The organism is Flavihumibacter sp. UBA7668 (assembly GCF_002483205.1).
Classification (GTDB): Bacteria; Bacteroidota; Bacteroidia; order Chitinophagales; family Chitinophagaceae; genus Flavihumibacter.
The window spans coordinates 35,499-56,466 of sequence record NZ_DLHM01000006.1 but is presented as its reverse complement, the minus strand read 5'-3'; the positions used below and the strand labels follow the sequence as shown (position 1 = coordinate 56,466).

Genomic DNA, 20,968 nt, shown 5'->3' with positions numbered 1-20,968 from the left:
CGTAAACGAAGGTAGTGTTTGTCTGTTGCTTCTCTTAATGGATCTTATTCACCCCTTCCATCATATATTTTTTCCGGTATTCCAGCGGACTCAGTCCCACACATTTTTTAAACACATCCCGAAACGCTTTGGAATCGGTATAACCACAATCATACATCACTTCACTCACAGTTTTACGCCCTTTTTCCAGGTTCATTTTTGCGGCTTCCATCCGCACTTTCTGCGTGTATTCGATAATGGAATTTCCGGTGGCCTGGCGAAATCTTCTTTCCAATGTTCGGCGCACCAGGTTATGATCCACCGCCAGCTGATCAATCGTAAATTTATCCCCGATATTATTTTCAATGTATTCCTGCACCTGCAATACGGTTTCGTCCTGGTGTTCTTTTTGTCCGGCAAATAGCTGATAAATCGATTGGTATTTCCGGTCTATATCAATCATAAACAATTTGGAGATCAATACCGCCAAATCACGACCACCATATTTTTCGATCAGATAAACAACGAGGTTGGTAAACGCATAAGCTCCGCCACTGGTGATTATACCCTGCTGATCGGTTATCAATCGTTCTCCTTTCACCTGAACCTGGGGAAACATTTTTTGCAGGTAGGGCGCATGCTGCCAGTGAATGGAACAGTTTCTCCCATTCAACAGGCCGGTTGCTGCCAATAAATATGCGCCAATACAAAGCGATGAAACCACTGCCCCATTTTTATATTGTTCTTTTACAAACTGAATCAGTTCCTGATTTTCCTGTATCACCAGAGACGGATCATTGTGTACGGCAGGTATAATAATCAAATCAGTAACTAAAATTTCGCTCCATAATTTCGTAGGTATTACCTGTGCAGTTCCTGGTTTCGATGAAGTAACCGGCGCAAAGCCAACCAGGTCAATTTCAAATAATGGTTTCCTGCTCTGTTGCTGGTATTGGCCACTGGCAGCTCCAAGAATCTGGAAACTACCCATTATGTTTACTACACTAACATCGCCCTGCGGAATCAGGATAGATACATGTTTCATCTGCGAATCGTTTGTACAAATATAATCGGATACACTGTCGCAATCAACCCATTCAATTGTCGTATTTAAGATTGTTTCCGGTGCGATTAATTAACCAAATTTGAAGTCCTATGGCTAAATCAACACTTCGAACCTGCGAAAAAGGACATCAATATTCCAAAAGCAGTGATTGCCCAACTTGTCCGATTTGCGAAGCGGCTCGCAAACCACTAACTGGTTTTCTGGCCGGCTTAGGTGCACCCGCCAGAAGAGCGCTGGAAGCAGCCGGTATAGATTCGCTCCATGCAGTCAGTACATGGAGTGAAAAAGAATTGCTGCAACTGCACGGCTTCGGTCCTTCCTCCATTCCTAAACTGAAGCAGGTGCTTGAGGCAGCAGGATTAAATTTCAAAAAAGAAGTAACATGACAAAGACCTCTATCGCAACCTTCTTTTCAAGCGGAAATTTTGAAGAAACTTTTCCCTTTCTTGGAGAGAATGCCAGCTGGAATGTAATCGAAGAAAATCAATTCGATGGCAAAGCTGCTATTCTTAAACAATGCCGCGATGTGGCCGCTTATTTCAAAACAGTCACTACCAATTTCAGGGTGCTGCAGGTAATAGAAGGCGAAAACAAAATAGCAGTTTCAGGAACCGCGGAATTCCTGCGCAATGGAAAACGCATTTCGTTTATACATGGTTGTGATATCTACCTTTTTACGGATGACGGCCTCCTGGAATCCATCACGTCCTATTGTATAAAATCAAAATAAACCGATCATGAAAAAACAAACGATGTCTATCTGCCTCTGGTTTGATAACCAGGCAGAAGAAGCCGCCAATCATTATCTATCGATTTTCAAAAATGGTTCCCTTGGAAAAATTTCCCGTTATGGTAATGAGGGAGTTGAGTTTCATAAAAAACCAGCAGGCACGGCCATGGTGGTGGAATTCACCATCAATGAGATGAACTTCCTCGCCCTGAACGGAGGCCCTCAATTCAAATTCAATGAATCGGTTTCGGTGGTGGTGAATTGCGACACCCAGGAAGAAATCGACTACTATTGGCACCAACTTACACAAGAGGGCGAAGAAGGTCCCTGTGGATGGCTGAAAGATAAATACGGTCTCTCCTGGCAAATTGTACCCACCATTTTGGCAACCTATATGTCCGATTCGGATCCTGCCAAAGTACAGCACGTAACCGCCGCTTTTCTTAAAATGAAAAAATTTGATCTCCTACAGCTTCAGCAGGCATTTAATGAAATATAATCAACTCAAAATGAAATATGATACAGTAGGATACTTTGAAATCGAATCTTCCATTCCGGAAAGAGAAGTCAATTTTTATAGTTCCATTTTCGGCTGGACCATCAAAAAAGATGATGACCATTACATGGAATATTATCGAATTGAAACAGGTGGCATACCCGGCGGACTCCTAAAACGTCCAGACCGCGTACCGCCAACTGAAATGGGAATAAATGCATTTGTTTGCTCGATTCAGGTCGAAAACTTTGATGCCACCCAGGATAAAATATTGGCACTGGGAGGCACGATTTCCCTGGCTAAGTTCGCCGTTCCCGGCCGCTGCTGGCAGGGCTATTTCATTGACCCCGACAATAATGTATTCGGCATTTTTGAAGTGGATGTGAATGCACAGTAAAATTTTACCCGCCGGGTGGCACCCGGCGGGTGAAATTCTACCTACAACTTAACTTCCAGAAACTTCGATTCCGCATCACCGCCCTTGGGAATGCGGCCGATCTCTGACCAGCCTCCATTCAATTCCACCAATGCAAAACTGATGGATCCGCTTAATGGACCCAGCGCTGATTTCCGAACAGAAAACTCCACGATATTTTTACCCGCCTGCGGTTTGATAGCAGAAAACTTCATCTCCGCATCAAATGCAAACAAGGGTGTAAATGCCCAATCATTCGGTCCGCCTGAATGTTTATAGCCCGATCCCCAGCCCGGCGTTACACCCGGACCTTCCAACAGAAAATCCATCCCGGATCCCGCAGGATAAGCCCCTACCGAATACCCGGTAGCCGGATTATTATCGGTATTGATAAACATATCAAACAATTCCAGTTTCATATCTGTAGTACCCTCAAACAAAAAATTGATATCCTGCGATGTCGCAAATGCCTTTACCGACCGAAGCGTACCCGGTAAATCATCCGGATTCACATGCAGGTACTCCACATATTCCCAATCCGTAAAATCGCCGTCTATTTTGATATTCGGTCCTATGATCGTAACCGTATCGGTGAAACTATCCGTTTGTCCGCCATTGGTTGCCGTCAGCGTCACCAGAAAATCGCCCTTGGATGAAAACACATGCTGCGGTGATTTCAAGGAAGAACTATCACCCGGACGATCATTGAAATCCCAATGATATTCCGTTGCTCCGGTGGAGAAATTGGTAAAGGTTACCCGAAATCCATCGGCTACATAACTGAAAACTGATTTCAGGTTCCCGTTGTCTTTTTCTTTTTTGCAGGCAGTTGTTGATACCAAAACAAACAAACAGCCCAGTATATAGAAGGATGTATTTTTCATTTTATAACTATTTGAGCATTCAACTTATTGATTCCATTATGATCCTCCAGCCAGCCATTGGTATTGGCCAACCGCACCGCGAATTCAGACCGAGCTTCCAATGAGGCATGCTGATCCGCTATCCGCAGATACAATTCATAAGTGCCCGCAGGCAATCCTGCCAGAGAAACCGTTTCTTTGATCGGCATCGTAACGGTTGGCTTACATAAGCGCAGATCAACCGTCAGTGGTTTATCATAATAAGTTCCCGTTGCAGTATTCTTCAATACCAGCATGGTTTTCTTCTTATAATAAAGCGGCGCATACCCATTGTTGACGATGTTTAAATCCACGGCCAGGTTACCACCCGCCATTGCCTCTTTCGGAAAGAAAGCATCTACTAACCCCAACCGATACCCGAGATTATTCTGAAACTCTTCAAAACATCCGGAATTCTTCCAGGCATTGATAGTAGCAGGGTACCAGTCCAAATTCAGATAAGTCCATTTCAACAGGCGCATCTCCCTACGGCCTTCCGCACAGGTTGGGTCATATCCACCTGTAGGCGGACAGGTTTCTCCACCCGTTGGAACATAGAGTGCTTCATTGCTGATGTATTGTTTTTCCTGCTCCACATTGGTGTAGGTACCATAGTCGGTTCCGCCCGATAAAAAACAATCGTTATGGTGCCCTACGCGCGCTATGTTTTCACTGCTATAAGCCTGGCTGGCAGTTAAGGCGACTGTGCTATTGAAGATCTGCTGCTTGGCTCCCGGCGTACGCACCTGCACCATAATATCCATGGGTAAAACAGACAGCAACTTATTTAACACCGCCCGCTCATTGGCCACTGTTGCCAGTCCATTGCTTGAACTATGCCACTCTCCCCAGGCACCAATAAAACCCGCCTGCACAAAGGAGATGATATCCTTATGATTTTCGAATACCGGTTTCAACTGATCCAGATGACGTTCAATAATCGCCAGGGGCGCATCGGTACCAGCCATGTCATCGGTATAGGCAAAACGAAGAATCATTTTCAACCCGGCATTCCGCGCTGTATTTAAATCACTTTCAATCAGCGATAAAAAACCTGCACTGATATCCTTATCCTTGAATTGATCAAAGTAAATCACGCACAGAATCATCGACACATGCTGACTGCGAAGCAGACTCAACTGTGCGCTTGTTAACGCCACACCATCCGACTTCACACTCATCGTGCGGATGAACCCGCGCTCCGGATTGGCAAATGCCGTATTCGAAAGTTCATACTGAATGCGCTCTTCTTTTGGCTTCGGATCACCATCTGCGCGTTTGCAACACAGAAAGCAGGAAGCCACCAGCACCAACCCTAAAAATATAGATCGATTAGTCCATTTCATGTGAATTCATTTTAGTTTTCAATAGCTGTTATTGGTAGCCCGGATTCTGAATAAATTTCCCCTTGCCTTCACTCACGGCCCGCAGCGAAAAAGGAAATACTACTTTATTCGGATTGGTATAGGTGGATTGCGTTACTTCCTGACAGCGACTCACAAATTTTCCATGCCGAATCAAATCTGCCCGGTACTGTCCATTCTCACACCAGAACTCATGACTTCTTTCCAATAAAATCAGGTCATTAAATGCTTCCTTAGAGGAGTAATCAGCCAGGTCTTTGTCTTCCAGGCCTGCTCTTCTTCTCACCACATTCACCAGCTCCATGGCTTCCGCATTCGGTGCTCCGGCATTGGCAATGGCTTCTGCTTTGGATAACAAAACATCGGGGTAGCGATACATCACAATATCCACGGTGGTTAAACTGGTGGTGCGTGCTGCATCCTCATTAATCTTTAAGGGAATTGGACCGCGATCCAGAATATTACCCGGATTCGCCCGGTTATAGGTAATACCATCGGTACCGGTATATTCAGCAATCAGCATTTTCTTGCGCTGGTCATTCTCTTCAAAGCGATCATAAAACCACCAGGTGCTGGAGATGGTACCCCATCCGCTTTTGGGACCATAATTGGTGGGCAGCACCATCAGCTGCCACTGGTTTTCACTGGTACCGATATAATCACAGGGAATGGCCCAGATCACTTCCTTACTGCTTTTGGCGCCTTCCAGATCCCAGATAGCCGAATAATCCGCATCCAGTGAAAAGGCCCCATAGGCAATCACTTCATCCGCCAATTCCCGTACCCGATTCCAGTTTTTCTCATGCAATTGCAGGCGGATATTAATCATTTTGGCCAGGGCCTTGCTGAATCGGCCATACTCCGCATTTTGCGGAGTCGGTAAATCAGCCGCTGCCGCTTCCAGATCCGCTTCAATAAAAGCCACCATCTCATTGTATTCCATTCTTGCCAGCGGTTCTTCAATCAACGGATTTTTCAATACTTCCACCGGTGCAATTACCAGGGGACCATACAAATCAAACAGCGTGTAGGCCAACAAGCCTCTTGCACACCGAACTTCGGCTATTGCTTTCCGTTTGAGGTCTTCGCTTACGGATGATTGTGAAATCAATTCAATGGTCATCGTCATACGGCTGATCTTATTATAAAAATCATCGTAATAGCGGGTAAAACCTCCGTTATTCGGATTGTAATTATGGAGCGATGCCAGTCCCTGATCTCCATATTTTCCAAACAGAATTTCGGTGGTGGCATCACTGATATACATCACGCCTCTTTCGGAAGTGGTGAAAATTCCATCACCCCAGGAACCGCGTAACGGATGATAACAGGCATTCACCATGGCTTCCAGATCTGATGCTGTTTTTGGAAATATATTCGGATTGATTTCAGAATAATCAAGCGGTTTTAAATCTTTGGTACAACTGCTGAGTCCTACCGCAAAAAAGAGGATAGCTGCACTTATATACTTTATCATTTCTGTACAGTTGATGGATTAAAAATTAAGATTCAGGCCAAAGTTGAAGGTTCGGATATTCGGATAGGCTGCAGTGTAAGAATCCGTTTCAGGATCCACGCCTTTGTATGGAGTAATCACAAACAGGTTCTGCGCATCCACATGCACCTGTACGGAAGAAAATGCTTTACCCAAAAAACGTTTGGGAAGGGTATATCCCAGCGATACGTTCTGCAAACGAACAAACCATGCATCCTGCACAAAGAAATCACCTATGCCATAAGGAGACCAGCCCCAGAAAGAACTCGGATTGGTAGTGGATGGATTCTCCGGCGTCCAGCGATCTTTCACTGAGCGCAGTGCATTGTATCCATTGGAATAAACACCGGCTGCACCAATGCCGTAAGCAAAATGATTCGGGTCTGCAAAACGGCGACCAAACAAGCCATTGAAATCAAAATTCAGGCTCCAGTTTTTGTATTGAATGATATTGGTAATACCGGCCATATAACTGGGATCATTGGTGCCCATCATTCTGGTGTCGGCATCATCAATAATACCATCAGGTGCACCCAGGCGAATAAACCGTCCATTGGCATCCACCATCGGATTTCCATTGGCATCCCGCTGGAAACCATCAATATCCTTGATCTTTATCATGCCGGGTTTCAATTCCGGTTGTCCGGCTGGTGCTTTCTCTCCCACCTGCAAAATGCCATCGGAAACACGGCTGTAAATGGCGCGGATTGGATCAGTAGCATTTTCATATACGGCGGGTTTCCAATCAGGCGCACGTTCCATCCAATTGTCTTTATAGCGGGCCAGGGAGAAACTGGTTCTCCATTGAAAATCTTTGCGCTGGATATTGCGGGTATTGATCGTGATTTCAAAACCTCTGCTTTGTGTTTTTCCCACATTCGCAATGATGGAATTCACTTCATGGTAAGAGTTCAATACTTTGGTGGCCAGCAAATCAGAAATCACATTGCGATACACTTCAATGGAACCATCCACTTTTCCATTTAGAATCGAAAAATCCAAACCCAGGTTGGCACCGGTGGTAGTTTCCCATTTCAGATCCGGATTCTCCAGTCTTGCGAGCGAAACACCAATCAGGCGCACATCGTTTCCGGTTAACCAGGCTGGATAGGCGCCATAGGCAGCGAATGCATTGCTGTTGATGGTGGCATTCCCGGTTTGACCATAACTGAAACGGAATTTCAGTTGAGAAAACGTGCTTTTCAGAAACTGCATAAAGGGTTCTTCCACTACATTCCAGGCGATGGCTGCAGATGGAAAAGTTCCCCATTTATTATTGGCTGCAAATACACTGGCACCATCGGTACGTACCGTAGCAGTAAGATAATAGCGGCCTTTATAATTATAGTTCAACCGGCCGAAATAAGAAGCAATCATATTTTTGGATCCGGCTGAATTGCTGGGCAATTGCACACTTCCTGCACCCAGGTTATTCCATAAAAAAGCATCGGTAATAAAACCGGTAGCCCCTTCACTGTTCATGGCTGTTACAAATTGCTGTTGCGATACACCCCCCAACAGATCAACCGTATGGCCATTTCCAATTTTTCGGTTATAGTTGGCCGTTGCTTCCAATAAATAGGAATTTGATTCTGAATTGGAAATAAAGGCCCTGCCCTGTTCCAATGCACCATGTAAGGTGGTGGTGGGCAGGTAGTTCTGTCTTTTTGAATTGCCGCGATCAATGCCTGCTTTGAGTTTCACCGTGAGCCCGCTGATCGGCATGATATCCACATAGAAATTTCCGAGAAAACGTTCAATGCGGCCACGGTCGCTGATGGTTAAGAGGGAATACGGATTGGGTTGCAAAGCCAGTTGGGGATTCAGCGGATAATTGCCCTGCTCATCAAGGGCGGGAATATGCGGACCCTGTTGAATGGCGGCCCGAATTATACCGGAGTTTTCAAACTGATCGGCTCCCAGTTGTGTGTTGGAATTATCAATTCTGCTGAGGGTCATATTGAAGCCGGTGCGGATGTATTTATTGACATCCTGATCAATATTGGCACGAACGGAATAGCGTTTGAATTCAGAATTTTTAACAATCGCTTTCTGATCATAAAAGTTGCCGGATACCAGGTAACGGGTGGTTTTATTTCCTCCTGATAAAGAGATATTATGCTGCATGGTTTGTCCGTCTCTGGTAACGAGATCAAACCAGTCGGTACCACGTCCCACATTATTGATGGCATTCTGTGTATACAGTTTTCTAAACGGACCATTTACCGGATTGGCTTCTGCTTCGGCCTGGGTTCTGGTTCCGTACGGCATTACATTGTTGTCGAATTGCCATTGTTCCCAGGCGGCTTCATTGCGTACCTGCATCCATTCATTCAGCGGCAATACATCAAAGGGATTATTGTATTTCTGGAGCGAATAGTTACCGGAATATTGCACTTTCAATCCGCCTTCACTTCCTTTTTTAGTGGTGATGAGGATAACGCCATTGGCAGCTCTTGATCCATATATAGAAGTGGCACTTGCATCTTTCAACACTTCAATAGATTCGATATCATTCGGATTGAAGGAATTCAGCACACTTTGTGTACCTGCATTGTAACGGCCGCCGCTTTCTGGTTGAGCCAGATCGGTGATGGGAAATCCATCCACTACAATCAATGGTGCATTGCTGGCATTCACCGAACCTGCACCACGTACCAGGATATCCAGTCCGCCACCGGGCTGCGCACTGTTCTGGCGAATCGTTAAACCGGCTACTTTACCTTTCAGCATATTGCCGATTTCCGGACCGGAAGACAGTACCAGGTCTTTGGTTTTTACGGAAGAAACCGCACCGGTAAGGTCTTTTTTCTTTTGGGTTCCGTAGCCGATTACCACTACTTCTTCGCCCTGTATTTCCTGTGGTTTCAGCGAAATACTGATGGTGGTATTGCCTTGGGAAACCGCCACTTCCTGAGTTTCATAGCCCACAAAAGAGATGATCAGAATGGCACGTTCACCCGGAATATGCAGGTTGAATTCGCCATTGGCATTGGTGGTGGTACCGCCTTCCGAGCCTTTTATTTTAATGGACGCTCCATCAAGGGGTTGGTTGGGATTATCGGCCGAAAGGATGCGCCCTTTGATGTCCATGGGAGGCGGAGCAGGGGGCTCCTCTTCTTTTATGGAGACGGCTTCCGTTTTTGGTGCAATCACGATAAACTTATCGCGAATGGTATAGGAAAGCGTCTGATTTTTGAAGATCAGGTTGAGTGCGTTTTCCACGGAGGTATTACGTACATCGATGTCTACTTTGGAGGCCCGGGCCAATTCAGACTTGCCATAGATCACGCGGTAGCCCGATTGTTTGGTTATTTCCTTCAAAACCAGTTCGAGCCGCGCATTGTTCATCTTCAGTGTTACGGCCTGGGCATAACTGCCCGCATTGGCCTGTACAAGGAAGGCGAAGAATAAAACAACAGTCAGTTTCATACCTAAGCAGATTTTGGGTAGTTGGCGATAAGGGATCAATCGCATAGCTTTGTTTTGATTGGTTAGTTAATAAATAGTCGTCGCAGATTGTTTTTCAGCTACCAGTTTCAGCCGGGAGTGCTTCGAACGCTTCCGGTTTTTTTGTAGCAGTTAATGGTGTCAGTTACATATTGAAGGATTTTTTATGGGGTTTATTTACTTACGGTGATTACTTTATTATTGACGGAAAACTTTACCTGTTTGGTGAGTTCCAGTAATTCCAGCAGTTTCGACACATTTACATTCCGCGGAATCTCCGCTACAAACTGTTCTTCGATTTTGTCTTTATACACCACTTCCACCCCATACCAGCGGGCTACATTGCGCATAATGGTTTCGATATTGGTGCCGTTGAATTGAAAGAGTCCGTTTTTCCAGGCCAGGGTTTCTTCGAGATCGGGATTGGGATTTAGTTGCAGGTTACCCTGGTTGTTTTTGGCTTGCTGGCCGGGTTGCAGGAGGAGGGTGCTGGCGCCGGTGGTTACTTTTACCTTTCCTTCCACGAGGGTTGTTTTTAGCGTTTGTTCATCGCTGTATGTATTTACATTAAAATGGGTGCCCAGCACTTCGATTACCTGATCGGCGGTTTTTACTTTGAAGGGTTGCCTTGGATTTTTGGCCACTTCAAAATAGACTTCACCGGTGATGGTCACATTTCTTTCCTTGCCTGTGAAAGCAGTTGGATAGGTAATGGAGGAAGCTGCATTCAGCCAAATGCCGGTACCGTCTGGCAGAGTGAGCTGGTATTGTCCGCCTACCGGGGTAGACATGGTATTATAGACTACTTTGTCGGTGCTGTTGGCATTTTCATAAGCCAGCTCACCGTTGTTCAGTTTGATGATTTTTGTATTACCCTGATTGGCAATAAGGCCATTGGAAAGCGAATCCAGCACCACTTTGCTGCCATCGCCCAGGGTAAGGGTAGCGTAATTGCCACCGGGTTCAACATCTTCTCTGAGGGGTGTAGTTGCTATTTGTTTTGGTGTGATGGTTGCCTCTTGTTTGGTTGCCAGGTAAATAAGAAAGCCTCCTAAGCCGAGTATAAAAATTGCTGCTATTTTACTCCAATGCTTCCTGAATAATGGAATGTAGCGGAGTTGGTTGGGTGCTTCTTCCTCCCTTGTCTCCTCTTGTATTCTCTGAAAATACATTTCCCCTTCCCCCTCCGACAAGTTCTTCTCCGCTGTATAATCGGCCCATTTCTCCTTCATCCAGTCCTCCAGTGGCGTATCCTTTTCCAATTGGGAAAGCAGTTCATTCAGTTCTGCCGTTTCCAGTTCGGTAATCGATTTTTGGAAGAATTGCTCCAGTAAATAGTTGAGTCGTTGGGTTTGCATATTGGCTTCTTTTCCACCCGCCGGGTAAATGGTATTACCGGACAGATATCAAGTAGACAATCGGACAATAAAAAGGGAGTAGTGAGATGGAAAAAATAATCGGAAGCTTTCGCTTAAAGCAGGTTCAGCCATTTAAACAGACCAACAATCAGCGCACCGGTTAGCCCGGTTTGTTTTTCCAGCAGCAGCCGGATGGACCGAACCGCCTGTGCCACATGTTTTTTAACTGTGAGCGGTGAGATATTGAGCTGGTGGGCAATTTCCCTGGTTTTCATTCCCTGTTCCTGCCGCAGGTGGTAGATTTTCTTTTGCTGCGGAGGCAATTGATTGATGGCTTCCTGTAAGAAGCGATTGGTTTCCCTGTAATTGATGGATTGGGTTACGGGATCGCAGGTATCAGGTGCGGATTCCTTGATTCCGCTGAGGATCGTACGTTCCAGACTGGCTCTTTTAAACCCATTGATGACCTGGTTTTTGGCCAGGGTGAAGAGCCAGGCATCGAAGCTGCGAATTTCCTGCAGGTTTTCACGCTGCTGCCATACTTTAATAAATACGTCCTGCAGAATATCTTCTGCCTGTTGTTTGGATTCAGTTAAACGCAGCGTGTAAAAGAACAGTTTATCGCGATGTAAATCGTACAGGGTGCGGAAAGCGTCCCGATCGCCCTCAGCCAGTTGCTGAAGCAGCAGAAATTCATTTATGGAACGGTCAGGATGCACGCAGTTGGTTTTGTTTTCGCAGCATCCTAAAGTTAACCAAAAAACAATATGCCGCCTCCAACCCACGCAATCGTATGCGTATTTCACCCGGCGGGTGCCACCCGACCGGTGGCACCCGGCGGGTGAAAATTAGTACTGAAAGTAGATTTCGGTGGCACCGTAGCCGTAGCGGGCATCGTATTGGTTGACGAAGGATTTTACGGGTTTGCGGAGGCGCAGGAGCGCATGAATCTCATCGCGCAAACGGCCCGAACCCAAACCATGTATCACGGTCAGCATCGGCTGGTGATGCGCCAGGGCCAGCTCATAGTATTTCTCAAACTCATCCACCTGAAACTGCAGGATCTCCGCATTCGACATACTCTTCCAGCCTTCGGTCAGTTTCTCGATATGCAAATCCACCACCGTTCGTGCCGGAGGCAAGTGCTGCCGGGCCTGCGAAGCGGCATACACTTTATATCCCGCCGCTGCCAGCTTACCCAATTCCATCTTGTCCTCTTCCACAAAATCAGGGTAGTCCTTAAACAGCTGATAGGAAAAGGTCGGCTCACCAGATTGCTGCAATTGCTGAATCCGCAGAAACAATTGTTTCGGCTTCAATTTCAGCGAGGCCTCATAATGCGGCTGCTTTTTCTTATCCGGCGTTACCAGGGTAAAATCAAAATGGAAAGAAGGAGAATCGTTCAGGTTGGCAAAGGGCACATCGTGCAGGTAAAAATCCTGGTGCGCCAAAACCTGGTTTTTCAATTCAAAATCGGGCTCGCCAAAATAATGCAATCCATAGGTAAACCCATACCCGATATCATTCTGGTTGTGGAGATGCACTTTCAAAACCGATACCACTTCATCACCAAATTCATCCTGCTCAAAAACGGGAATAAAGGTGAGCCAAACCCCATTGGGATCGCGTTTGGGAAGCTGTTTGATCTTCTCCTTCGGAACCTGATCAATATAGGTTTTGGGCACCGGTTTTTTCTCCGGTACCAGTTTCTGTTTGGAAAACTGTTTAAAATAAGGATAATCGAGCTGATCGGTGTAAGCGGGAAATTTCACTCCGCGTACATCCACCATCACCATCCGGTCGTTCACGATCTCCACGACTTCCGCATCTTCATTGGTGAGTCGCACCACCACTTTATCGCCCACTTCAAATTTCATGGGGCAAAGATAATCAACTGCCGGCTAACTTACTTTTGCGATAGCCATAGAGGAAATAAATCAGCAAACCCAGGGCCATCCAGCCGAAAAACACCAGCCAGCTCTTGGCCGGGATTTCAATCATCAGGTACAAACAGCAGAGCATGCCCAGCACCGGAATCAGGGAGTATTTGCGAACAAAGGAAAACACCGCAATCAGCCAGGCCACTACCATAAATACCAGGAATAAAATCTCCTGATAACCCTCATTATCCAGGTGACTAACGGCCAGCTGTATGCGATCCCAAAAGAGATAGGTAAACAATACCGTCAGCAGGGGAATTATGTATTGTGCATTGATATAAGGCAGGTTGAATTTGCCGGGTTTATTTGCCATACGGGGCAGGATCAGCACGCCGCCGCAAACCAGCACAAAGGCAAATAAGGTACCGATGGAAGTAAGGTCGGTCATCAGTAGATCATCCACAAACAAGACCGGGATGCCCACTACAAAACCGGTAATGATGGTGGCGAACCAGGGGGTCTGGTATTTCTTATGGATTTTAGCAAAGGATTTGGGCATGAGGCCATCGCGACTCATACTCATCCAGATGCGTGGTTGGCCGATCTGGAAAACCAGCATTACACTGGTAGCTGCCACCACGGCGGAGATGGAAATAAAGGTACCCAGCTTCTCCATATTGATACTGTCGAACACAAAGGCCAGCGGATCGGTAACGCCTTTGAATTGCTCATAGTTCACCAGTCCGGTTATTACCAGGGTGGTAATCACATAAATTACCGTACAGATAATAAGGGAATAAATCATACCCCGCGGCATATCGCGCTGGGGATTGCGGCATTCCTCGGCGGTAGTGGAAATGGCATCAAAGCCGATATAGGCGAAGAAGACGGCCGATACGCCCTTCAGCACCCCACTCATGCCATTGGGCAGGAAGGGGGTCCAGTTACCGGTGAGGTCGTCGGTAAAAATGATCCAGATGCCAATAACGGCAATCAGGAGCAGGACAACAATTTTTAAGCCCACCATAAAATTGGCGGTGTTTTTACTTTCTTTTATGCCGATATAGGCCAGCATGGTAACCAGCACCACAATAATAAAAGCCGGCAGGTTGATGATGAAGGGAATGCCGGCAATGCGGGGTGCGGTGGCATAGATCATATCCTGCACCGGTTTGCCTTCAGCCAGGGCCGCTTCGTAGGCATGTTTGGCGGTTTGGTACCCGATGGTGAGGTGATCGGCCAGTTGCAGACCAAATACATTTTCCAGAATATTCTTAAAATAGGAACTCCAGCTGATGGCCACTACAATATTACCGATACTGTATTCCAGGATCAGGGCCCAGCCGAGGATCCAGGCAATGAGCTCCCCAAAAGTTACATAGGAATAGGTATATGCACTACCGGAAACGGGTACGCGCGAAGCGAATTCGGCATAACAGAGGGCGGTAAAGCCGCAGGTAATAGCGGTGATGAGAAACAGAAAAATCACACCCGGACCGCCACTATATGCAGCCGACCCAATGGTGGAGAAGATGCCGGCGCCAATAACGGCGGCGATGCCCATGAGGGTCAAATCACGTACGCCCAGTACTTTGCGCATGCCGCTGTGGCCATGGTCGTCGGCGAGGCCCTGTTCGTGGTCCTTAATAATTTTCTCAATCGACTTTTTCCGGAAAAAAGAATTCGACATGCAGCGTTCGGTTTTAAGGGGCCAATATAGGGATTTATTGAAGATCAATAATCGCGCTGGATCAGGAAATCGGCCAGTTGTTTGAGTGGTTCTTTTCGTTTACTGAGAACCGCAATAGCATCGAGGTGCTGGAGCGACTGGTTAAGGAACTTGTTTTTGAGTTCCATGGCCCATTGGTCTACCCCGCAATTTTTATAGATGTGGAGTACCCGTTGCACTTTATCAGGGGGATTGGAATGCAGCAATTCGGTCAGTTCCTGCTGGTCTTTACCCGTGGCGGTTTCCAGTGCGCGAATCAGGAGGAAGGTTTTTTTATTGGAGAGGATATCACCTCCGGTTTGTTTGCCGAATTTAGCGGGGTCGCCAAAGCAATCGAGGTAATCGTCCTGTACCTGGAAGGCGATGCCCAGGTTTTTACCGAATTCGTAGATATGGTGGAGATTGCCCTCTCCTGCCCCACCGAGAACGGCGCCGAGTTTGAGGCTGGCAGCCAGCAGTACGGAGGTTTTGAGTTCAATCATTTTCAGGTAGGCATCGAGGGAAACAGTTGCCTGTTTTTCAAAATCCATATCCAGCTGCTGGCCTTCGCAAACTTCTTTGGCGGTGGCGTTGAAGAGGGAAATGATGCGATGAAAATGGCCCGATTTAACCTTATTCAAATAATCATAGGCCACTACCAGCATAACATCACCTGCCAGTAAGGCGGTGGGCTCTCCATATTTGGTATGGACGGTTTCCAAGCCTCTGCGCAGGGGTGCTTTGTCCATGATATCGTCATGGATGAGGGTAAAATTGTGAAAGAGTTCAATGGCAGTAGCCACCTGCCAGGTATCGGGCAGAATTTCGTCAAACAATTCATTGCCCATGAGGCAGCAAACCGGCCGCACACGCTTGCCCCCCAGTTCAAGGAAATATTCCGCCGGGCGATACAAGCTCTCTGGCTGGGCCGGGAAGTGGGCCTGGTTGAAGTAGGTACTGAATTGCGAGGAAAGCTGTTCGAATGATTGCATAGTGCGAATTTGCGAACAGCTAATTTAGGTGATTTGGCGGGAAGAAAGGGAAAATAGTGAATGGTGAATAGTGAATAAGTGAATGGGCGTCAAAAGCCTAATCATATCTTTAAGGCTAAAGTAAAAAGCAAACACCATATAATAAAAATATTCAAGCTCAATGAACCAAACAGAAACTATTAACAGTAATACCGAACAGGCTGTAATAATAAAATTCTACTACCATTCCATTGATCTAAAGGCATTACATGAATTGGAGGACAAATTAGAAGACCACCTCAATCACACAGGCATTGGTGAATTTGATGGAAATGAAATTGATTTGTCCACCAAAAAAGTAACAATCTATATGTACGGCACAAATGCCAGAACAATATTTAATTCTATAGAAGCAATTCTAAATGATACAGATTTTATGAAAAATGCTCAAGTAACGCTTCGTTTTGGGCCTCCGGAAAAAGGTGTAAAAGAAATTCAAATCATATTATAATTGTAAACAGATCGTATACAAAAAACATTTCCATTTAAGCAATACGGTTTCCCGTACAAAATCGAGTCGTGATTTATATAATTTACATTGGTAAAACAGCAGGCTCAAATAATTTAAATAAAACCTGTGAATCAATGCAATTAAAACTCAAAAAAGTAAACATGAAACTTTTGGTACTATTATTTTCATTAGCAATTGCGAACCTGCTAATAGGATGTATGCAGACTAGACATATTACAGAAAAATATATTAAGACAAATATCGAAAAACATAACCAGGGTGAGTTTAGTACCATTAAAACCTATACTATATATAAGGGGTTATCCTATGGCGGCAGCGCTTATCTTGAACTGACAGGCTACAAGTATTCGAACACGAAAGCACTAGTATTAGGGGCAGACAAATATTTTTATGCCCGACAGAAATTTAAAGGGGATCAAACAATGATTGCAAATATCACTTACATTGAGCTTAACATGAGTCAATGCAAGGATATAATAACCAACTACAAAATATTACAAGATAGATTAAAAAGTGAAAGACCAAAAAAGAATGAGGAAATATACCATGATTTTACGGTATCAAATGATTTATTCATAAGCTTTAGAAAATCCTCCGGATACATGAACGTTAGCTATATTGATTTTTGGATAAGTGGTGAAAAATACCGCATTTCAACGGCAACCATCATTAGTAAACTGAATAAATTCATGGCCTACTAAAAAAAGTGCGCAGATTTAATTTATAATTCCTAGCTCTAATAAACGATCATTTTTTGACTAAATTCGACACAGTAAAATTTGAATAAAAAAATTGGTAGTGAAAAAAATTGAAGTTGTTGCAGCAATAATTAAACATGGCAATGAAATACTATGTACTCAAAGGCCCGAAAACAAATTGCAGTATATATCTAAAAAATTCGAATTCCCAGGCGGTAAGATTGAAGCTGGTGAAACAAAAGAAGAAGCATTAATTCGAGAGCTTTCCGAGGAGCTAAATCTAACGACAGTCATCAATTCCCCTTTCATAACAGTAGTTCATGAATACCCAGATTTTGAAATTACTATGCACAGTTTTATCTGTGAAGTAGATTCCAAAAACATCACCCTAACTGAACATATCGATTCAAAATGGATGACATTGGAAAACATTGAAAGTTTGGATTGGGCAGCAGCTGATATACCCATTGTAAATAAACTAATTTCCAATGGATAATTTAAATGATGTTTTTAATCAAAGTCTACAAACTGGATTTGTAAATAAATCGATAATTTCAGACGCAGTATATCAACCGGAACTTTTAGTCAATCAAATTCAACCTCCCAAAAAAATCCTCTCAATCCTACTTCAAGAATTCGAAAAATGCAGTGAGTTTTATATTACAGTTGCATTTGTTACAACAAGCGGTGTTGCCACAATTATTAATAAAATTAAGGAGCTAGAAAATAGAGGAATAAACGGTAAAATACTTGTTTCGCAATATCTGAATTTCACAGAACCAGAAGCTCTTAAAAGACTACTTCAATTCAAAAATATTGACTTGAGAATTGCCACCACTGGAAATGCGCATTCTAAAGGGTATATTTTCAAGCATAAAAATCATTATAACCTAATTGTTGGCAGTAGTAATCTGACAGCCAATGCTATCACCACAAATAAGGAATGGAACATAAAAGTATCTGCACTAAGTCATAGTGGTCTGGTCGAAAAAGTGTTGAATGAATTTAATGCTGATTTCGAAAATGCAACTATTGTATCGAAAGAATACATAAATTCTTATGAAAAATTATATCAACAACAATTTTTATTAAGTGCAAATAATCAGGAAAATGACCAACAATTAATTTCAGGATTAGCAGTACCCAACAGAATGCAATCTGAAGCATTACAGAATTTGCAAAACCTTCGCGCTGGTAATAAAAATAAATCCTTAATTATTTCGGCGACAGGAACAGGAAAAACCTATCTATCTGCATTTGATGCCAAAGCATTCAATCCTTCCAAGTTGTTGTTTGTTGTGCATAGACTAACCATTGCCAAAAGTGCGCTGAAAACATTCAAAAAAGTATTCGGAAATGGAAAATCAATGGGTCTATATTCAGGAAACCAACTTGAGTCTGATTGTGACTTTCTTTTTTCAACGATTCAAACGATCTCAAAACCAGAGCATCTACAGCAATTTGAAAAAGAGCATTTTGATTATATAATAATTGATGAAACACATAGATCAGCAGCAAATTCATATTCAAGATTAATCGAATACTTCAAACCCAAATTTTTATTGGGAATGACAGCTACACCTGAAAGAGCTGACGGAGAAAACATCTTCGAAATTTTTGATTATAACATTGCTTATGAAATTCGTTTAAATAAAGCGATGGAAGAGGATATGTTAAGCCCTTTCCATTATTATGGGGTAACAGATTTAATAGTAAATAATAAAGTTGTTGACAACAAAACAGACTTTAATCATCTAGTTTCTTCTGAACGTGCTGAGAGGATTATTGAACAATCAAAGTTCTATGGAAGCGATAATGGAATAATTAGAGGGCTAATATTTTGCTCAAGAAACGATGAAGCCTTGGAACTATCCAGACTGCTAAACTTAAAAGGATATAAAACAGTTGCTCTTAATGGAGCTAGTTCCGAGCAGGAAAGATCAAACGCAATAGAATTATTAGAAACAGACGATTTATCAAAAAAAATAGATTACATACTTACAGTTGATATATTCAATGAAGGAATTGACATTCCAAGGATCAACCAAATTATTATGCTTCGTCCCACCGAATCTGCTATAATTTTCATTCAGCAACTAGGCAGGGGCCTTAGAAAAGCGGACGGTAAGCACTATTTGACTTTAATTGACTTTATCGGTAATTATGATAAAAACTATTTAATACCCATTGCATTATATGGTGATACTTCTTACAATAAAGATTCTCTTCGGAAACTACTAACAGATGGAAGCAGAATGCTTCCAGGTTCATCAACTATTAATTTTGACGAAATCACAAAAGAGAGAATTTTTCAGTCCATCGATGTAGCTAATATGCAATTATTTGCAGACCTTAAAAATGATTATAACCTTCTCAAATTTAAAACAGGAAAAATACCAATGATGATGGATTTCATAGAACATGGCTCCAGAGATCCTTTTTTGTACGTTGAACACTCAAAATCCTATTTTAACTTTGTTAATAGAGTCGAAAATTATAAAACAATATCCTTATCCAATAAAGAGATAAAATTACTTGAACTGTTTTCCAAAGAAATAAACAATTCTAAAAGAGTAGAAGAAAGCATTATTCTTAAAGAATTGATAGACCAAGGTCAACTATCTATTAATACTATCAAAGAACAAATAAATTCTGAATTCAACTACATTGTTTCAAATCAAACAATTCAATCCTGTATTCGCAATTTAAATTTTGAATTCATCCGGGAAAATAAAAACAATAAATTGGTTCCAGTCAAAGAGATAATAGGTCATGATATAATAGCTATAAATGGTAATAATTTTGAGTTTTCTGAAACATTTAAGTCCTTATTAGACCACTCTGATTTCAAAAAATATTTACTAGACTCAGTTAATTACTCTATTTACCAATTTAAGGATCATTTTATACCAGAAAACTGGAGCAATGGTTTTATTCTTTATAAAAAGTATTCAAGGAAGGATGTATTTAGGATTCTGAATGTAAACGAAAATCCTGTAGCACAAAATGTTGGTGGATACTTAGTTAGTCCGGATAATAGTCATTGTCCAATTTTTGTCAATTATCATAAAGAAGAGCATATTTCTGAATCCACCAAATATGAAGACGAATTCTTAAATACTAAAGAATTTGTATGGATGTCAAAGTCAAATCGCAGAATTTCGAGTAGTGACGTACAATCAATATTAGGAAAGAAAGGACCAGTTCGTTTGCCACTGTTTATTAAAAAAAATAATGATGAAGGAACTGAATTTTATTATATGGGAGAACTAACACCTAATCATGCGTATGTTGAGGAAACAACAATGAACAATAACAGTGGAGGGCAAGTTCCAGTGGTGAAAATTCGATTCAACATTTCTCCTCTTGTTTCTGATTCAATTTACAACTACCTGAATGATACAGGCGTTCTTCATCGCGACATCACAAAGCATACAAACAAGAATGAAATGCCACTTGAATCAAAACGTATAGAAACTCCCAAAACCATTCGTCTTTATAATTTCTATGCTGCTGCCGGAACATTTAGTGAAATACAGTCTGACATTCAATACACTGAAATTGAGGCACCAAATAAAAATATTGAAACCAAGAATTATTTTGCTTGTAAAATAGTTGGAGAATCAATGAATCGAGTTATTCCAAATGGATCGATCTGTTTATTTAAATTGTATTCCGGAGGAAGTAGAGAAGGGAAAATTTTACTGATAGAAAACCATGATTTCCAGGATGAAGATTTCAATTCCGCATTTACAATTAAAACATACTCCAGCGAGAAAATTGTTACTAGCGAAGGATGGCAGCACAAAAAAATCAGCTTAAGACCTAATTCTTATGACAACTCCTATAAAGAAATAATTATCACTGAGGAAAATGCAAAAAACATGAAAATTATTGGTGAATTTATATCTATAATTAGTTAAG

At 43.0% G+C, this 20,968-nt stretch carries 18 protein-coding genes; 8 read left to right on the top strand and 10 right to left on the bottom strand.

Annotation, left to right across the window (positions count from 1 at the left end):
- Window positions 1-34: 34 nt before the first annotated feature.
- Complete coding sequence (locus B2746_RS16930; protein ID WP_290796319.1) at window positions 35-1,024, bottom strand: GlxA family transcriptional regulator; 990 nt, start codon at window positions 1,022-1,024, stop codon at window positions 35-37.
- 110 nt (window positions 1,025-1,134) lie between these two features.
- Between B2746_RS16930 and B2746_RS16925 the strand changes: the two genes are divergently transcribed.
- The 4 genes from B2746_RS16925 to B2746_RS16910 are packed head-to-tail and all read left to right on the top strand — an operon-like array spanning window position 1,135 to window position 2,668.
- On the top strand, window positions 1,135-1,431 hold the full coding sequence (locus tag B2746_RS16925; RefSeq protein ID WP_290796316.1) for an RNA polymerase alpha subunit C-terminal domain-containing protein: 297 nt from the start codon (window positions 1,135-1,137) through the stop codon (window positions 1,429-1,431).
- Window positions 1,428-1,775 carry a nuclear transport factor 2 family protein gene (locus B2746_RS16920; RefSeq protein WP_290796313.1) on the top strand — a complete coding sequence of 116 codons (348 nt, stop codon included), beginning with the start codon at window positions 1,428-1,430 and terminating at the stop codon, window positions 1,773-1,775. The genes B2746_RS16925 and B2746_RS16920 overlap by 4 nt, the downstream gene beginning before the upstream one ends.
- Window positions 1,776-1,782: 7 nt before the next feature.
- The gene (locus B2746_RS16915) at window positions 1,783-2,274 is read left to right on the top strand and encodes a VOC family protein (protein ID WP_290796310.1); all 492 of its coding nucleotides are present in this window, start codon (window positions 1,783-1,785) and stop codon (window positions 2,272-2,274) included.
- Between the two features lie 10 nt (window positions 2,275-2,284).
- Window positions 2,285-2,668 carry a VOC family protein gene (locus B2746_RS16910; protein ID WP_290796307.1) on the top strand — a complete coding sequence of 128 codons (384 nt, stop codon included), beginning with the start codon at window positions 2,285-2,287 and terminating at the stop codon, window positions 2,666-2,668.
- Window positions 2,669-2,709: 41 nt separating this feature from the next.
- Here B2746_RS16910 and B2746_RS16905 read toward each other — a convergent pair whose 3' ends face one another.
- The 9 genes from B2746_RS16905 to B2746_RS16865 all read right to left on the bottom strand — a co-directional run bounded on the left by B2746_RS16905 (window position 2,710) and on the right by B2746_RS16865 (window position 15,835).
- Entirely contained in the window at window positions 2,710-3,570 is an 861-nt protein-coding gene (locus B2746_RS16905) for a PKD domain-containing protein (RefSeq protein WP_290796304.1), read from the bottom strand.
- Window positions 3,567-4,934, bottom strand: coding sequence for a DUF4832 domain-containing protein (locus B2746_RS16900; protein WP_290796301.1), 1,368 nt, complete (start codon window positions 4,932-4,934; stop codon window positions 3,567-3,569). The genes B2746_RS16905 and B2746_RS16900 overlap by 4 nt, the downstream gene beginning before the upstream one ends.
- 28 nt (window positions 4,935-4,962) lie before the next feature.
- On the bottom strand, window positions 4,963-6,429 hold the full coding sequence (locus B2746_RS16895; protein ID WP_290796298.1) for a RagB/SusD family nutrient uptake outer membrane protein: 1,467 nt from the start codon (window positions 6,427-6,429) through the stop codon (window positions 4,963-4,965).
- An 18-nt stretch (window positions 6,430-6,447) separates the two neighbouring features.
- Entirely contained in the window at window positions 6,448-9,879 is a 3,432-nt protein-coding gene (locus B2746_RS16890) for a TonB-dependent receptor (RefSeq protein ID WP_290796295.1), read from the bottom strand.
- Between the two features lie 191 nt (window positions 9,880-10,070).
- A complete protein-coding gene (locus B2746_RS16885) occupies window positions 10,071-11,255 on the bottom strand; it encodes a FecR family protein (protein WP_290796292.1) in 1,185 nt (394 codons plus the stop codon).
- Window positions 11,256-11,368: 113 nt separating this feature from the next.
- On the bottom strand, window positions 11,369-11,974 hold the full coding sequence (locus B2746_RS16880) for an RNA polymerase sigma factor (RefSeq protein WP_290796290.1): 606 nt from the start codon (window positions 11,972-11,974) through the stop codon (window positions 11,369-11,371).
- Window positions 11,975-12,103: 129 nt separating this feature from the next.
- Window positions 12,104-13,132: a Smr/MutS family protein gene (locus B2746_RS16875; RefSeq protein WP_290796287.1), complete on the bottom strand. Its 1,029-nt coding sequence runs from the start codon at window positions 13,130-13,132 to the stop codon at window positions 12,104-12,106.
- 13 nt (window positions 13,133-13,145) lie between these two features.
- Window positions 13,146-14,825, bottom strand: coding sequence for an APC family permease (locus tag B2746_RS16870; protein ID WP_290796284.1), 1,680 nt, complete (start codon window positions 14,823-14,825; stop codon window positions 13,146-13,148).
- A gap of 44 nt (window positions 14,826-14,869) precedes the next feature.
- The gene (locus tag B2746_RS16865) at window positions 14,870-15,835 is read right to left on the bottom strand and encodes a polyprenyl synthetase family protein (protein WP_290796281.1); all 966 of its coding nucleotides are present in this window, start codon (window positions 15,833-15,835) and stop codon (window positions 14,870-14,872) included.
- A gap of 160 nt (window positions 15,836-15,995) precedes the next feature.
- Between B2746_RS16865 and B2746_RS16860 the strand changes: the two genes are divergently transcribed.
- The 4 genes from B2746_RS16860 to B2746_RS16845 all read left to right on the top strand — a co-directional run bounded on the left by B2746_RS16860 (window position 15,996) and on the right by B2746_RS16845 (window position 20,967).
- Window positions 15,996-16,325 (top strand): hypothetical protein, encoded by a 330-nt coding sequence (locus B2746_RS16860; protein WP_290796279.1) that lies wholly within the window; start codon window positions 15,996-15,998, stop codon window positions 16,323-16,325.
- Window positions 16,326-16,393: 68 nt separating this feature from the next.
- On the top strand, window positions 16,394-17,047 hold the full coding sequence (locus tag B2746_RS16855) for a hypothetical protein (RefSeq protein WP_290796276.1): 654 nt from the start codon (window positions 16,394-16,396) through the stop codon (window positions 17,045-17,047).
- Window positions 17,048-17,144: 97 nt separating this feature from the next.
- Window positions 17,145-17,540 carry a (deoxy)nucleoside triphosphate pyrophosphohydrolase gene (locus B2746_RS16850; protein WP_290796272.1) on the top strand — a complete coding sequence of 132 codons (396 nt, stop codon included), beginning with the start codon at window positions 17,145-17,147 and terminating at the stop codon, window positions 17,538-17,540.
- Window positions 17,533-20,967, top strand: a complete 3,435-nt coding sequence (locus B2746_RS16845) for a DUF3427 domain-containing protein (protein WP_290796270.1) — start codon at window positions 17,533-17,535, stop codon at window positions 20,965-20,967. Before B2746_RS16850 ends, B2746_RS16845 begins: the two co-directional genes overlap by 8 nt.
- Window position 20,968 lies beyond the last annotated feature (1 nt).

Excerpts from the sequence above, each read along its gene's own strand:
- B2746_RS16930 (WP_290796319.1), bottom strand. The coding sequence starts at position 1,024 with ATGAAACATGTATCTATCCTGATTCCGCAGGGCGATGTTAGTGTAGTA.
- B2746_RS16925 (WP_290796316.1), top strand. The coding sequence starts at position 1,135 with ATGGCTAAATCAACACTTCGAACCTGCGAAAAAGGACATCAATATTCC.
- B2746_RS16920 (WP_290796313.1), top strand. The coding sequence starts at position 1,428 with ATGACAAAGACCTCTATCGCAACCTTCTTTTCAAGCGGAAATTTTGAA.
- B2746_RS16915 (WP_290796310.1), top strand. The coding sequence starts at position 1,783 with ATGAAAAAACAAACGATGTCTATCTGCCTCTGGTTTGATAACCAGGCA.
- B2746_RS16910 (WP_290796307.1), top strand. The coding sequence starts at position 2,285 with ATGAAATATGATACAGTAGGATACTTTGAAATCGAATCTTCCATTCCG.
- B2746_RS16905 (WP_290796304.1), bottom strand. The coding sequence starts at position 3,570 with ATGAAAAATACATCCTTCTATATACTGGGCTGTTTGTTTGTTTTGGTA.
- B2746_RS16900 (WP_290796301.1), bottom strand. The coding sequence starts at position 4,934 with ATGAAATGGACTAATCGATCTATATTTTTAGGGTTGGTGCTGGTGGCT.
- B2746_RS16895 (WP_290796298.1), bottom strand. The coding sequence starts at position 6,429 with ATGATAAAGTATATAAGTGCAGCTATCCTCTTTTTTGCGGTAGGACTC.
- B2746_RS16890 (WP_290796295.1), bottom strand. The coding sequence starts at position 9,879 with ATGAAACTGACTGTTGTTTTATTCTTCGCCTTCCTTGTACAGGCCAAT.
- B2746_RS16885 (WP_290796292.1), bottom strand. The coding sequence starts at position 11,255 with ATGCAAACCCAACGACTCAACTATTTACTGGAGCAATTCTTCCAAAAA.
- B2746_RS16875 (WP_290796287.1), bottom strand. The coding sequence starts at position 13,132 with ATGAAATTTGAAGTGGGCGATAAAGTGGTGGTGCGACTCACCAATGAA.
- B2746_RS16870 (WP_290796284.1), bottom strand. The coding sequence starts at position 14,825 with ATGTCGAATTCTTTTTTCCGGAAAAAGTCGATTGAGAAAATTATTAAG.
- B2746_RS16865 (WP_290796281.1), bottom strand. The coding sequence starts at position 15,835 with ATGCAATCATTCGAACAGCTTTCCTCGCAATTCAGTACCTACTTCAAC.
- B2746_RS16860 (WP_290796279.1), top strand. The coding sequence starts at position 15,996 with ATGAACCAAACAGAAACTATTAACAGTAATACCGAACAGGCTGTAATA.
- B2746_RS16845 (WP_290796270.1), top strand. The coding sequence starts at position 17,533 with ATGGATAATTTAAATGATGTTTTTAATCAAAGTCTACAAACTGGATTT.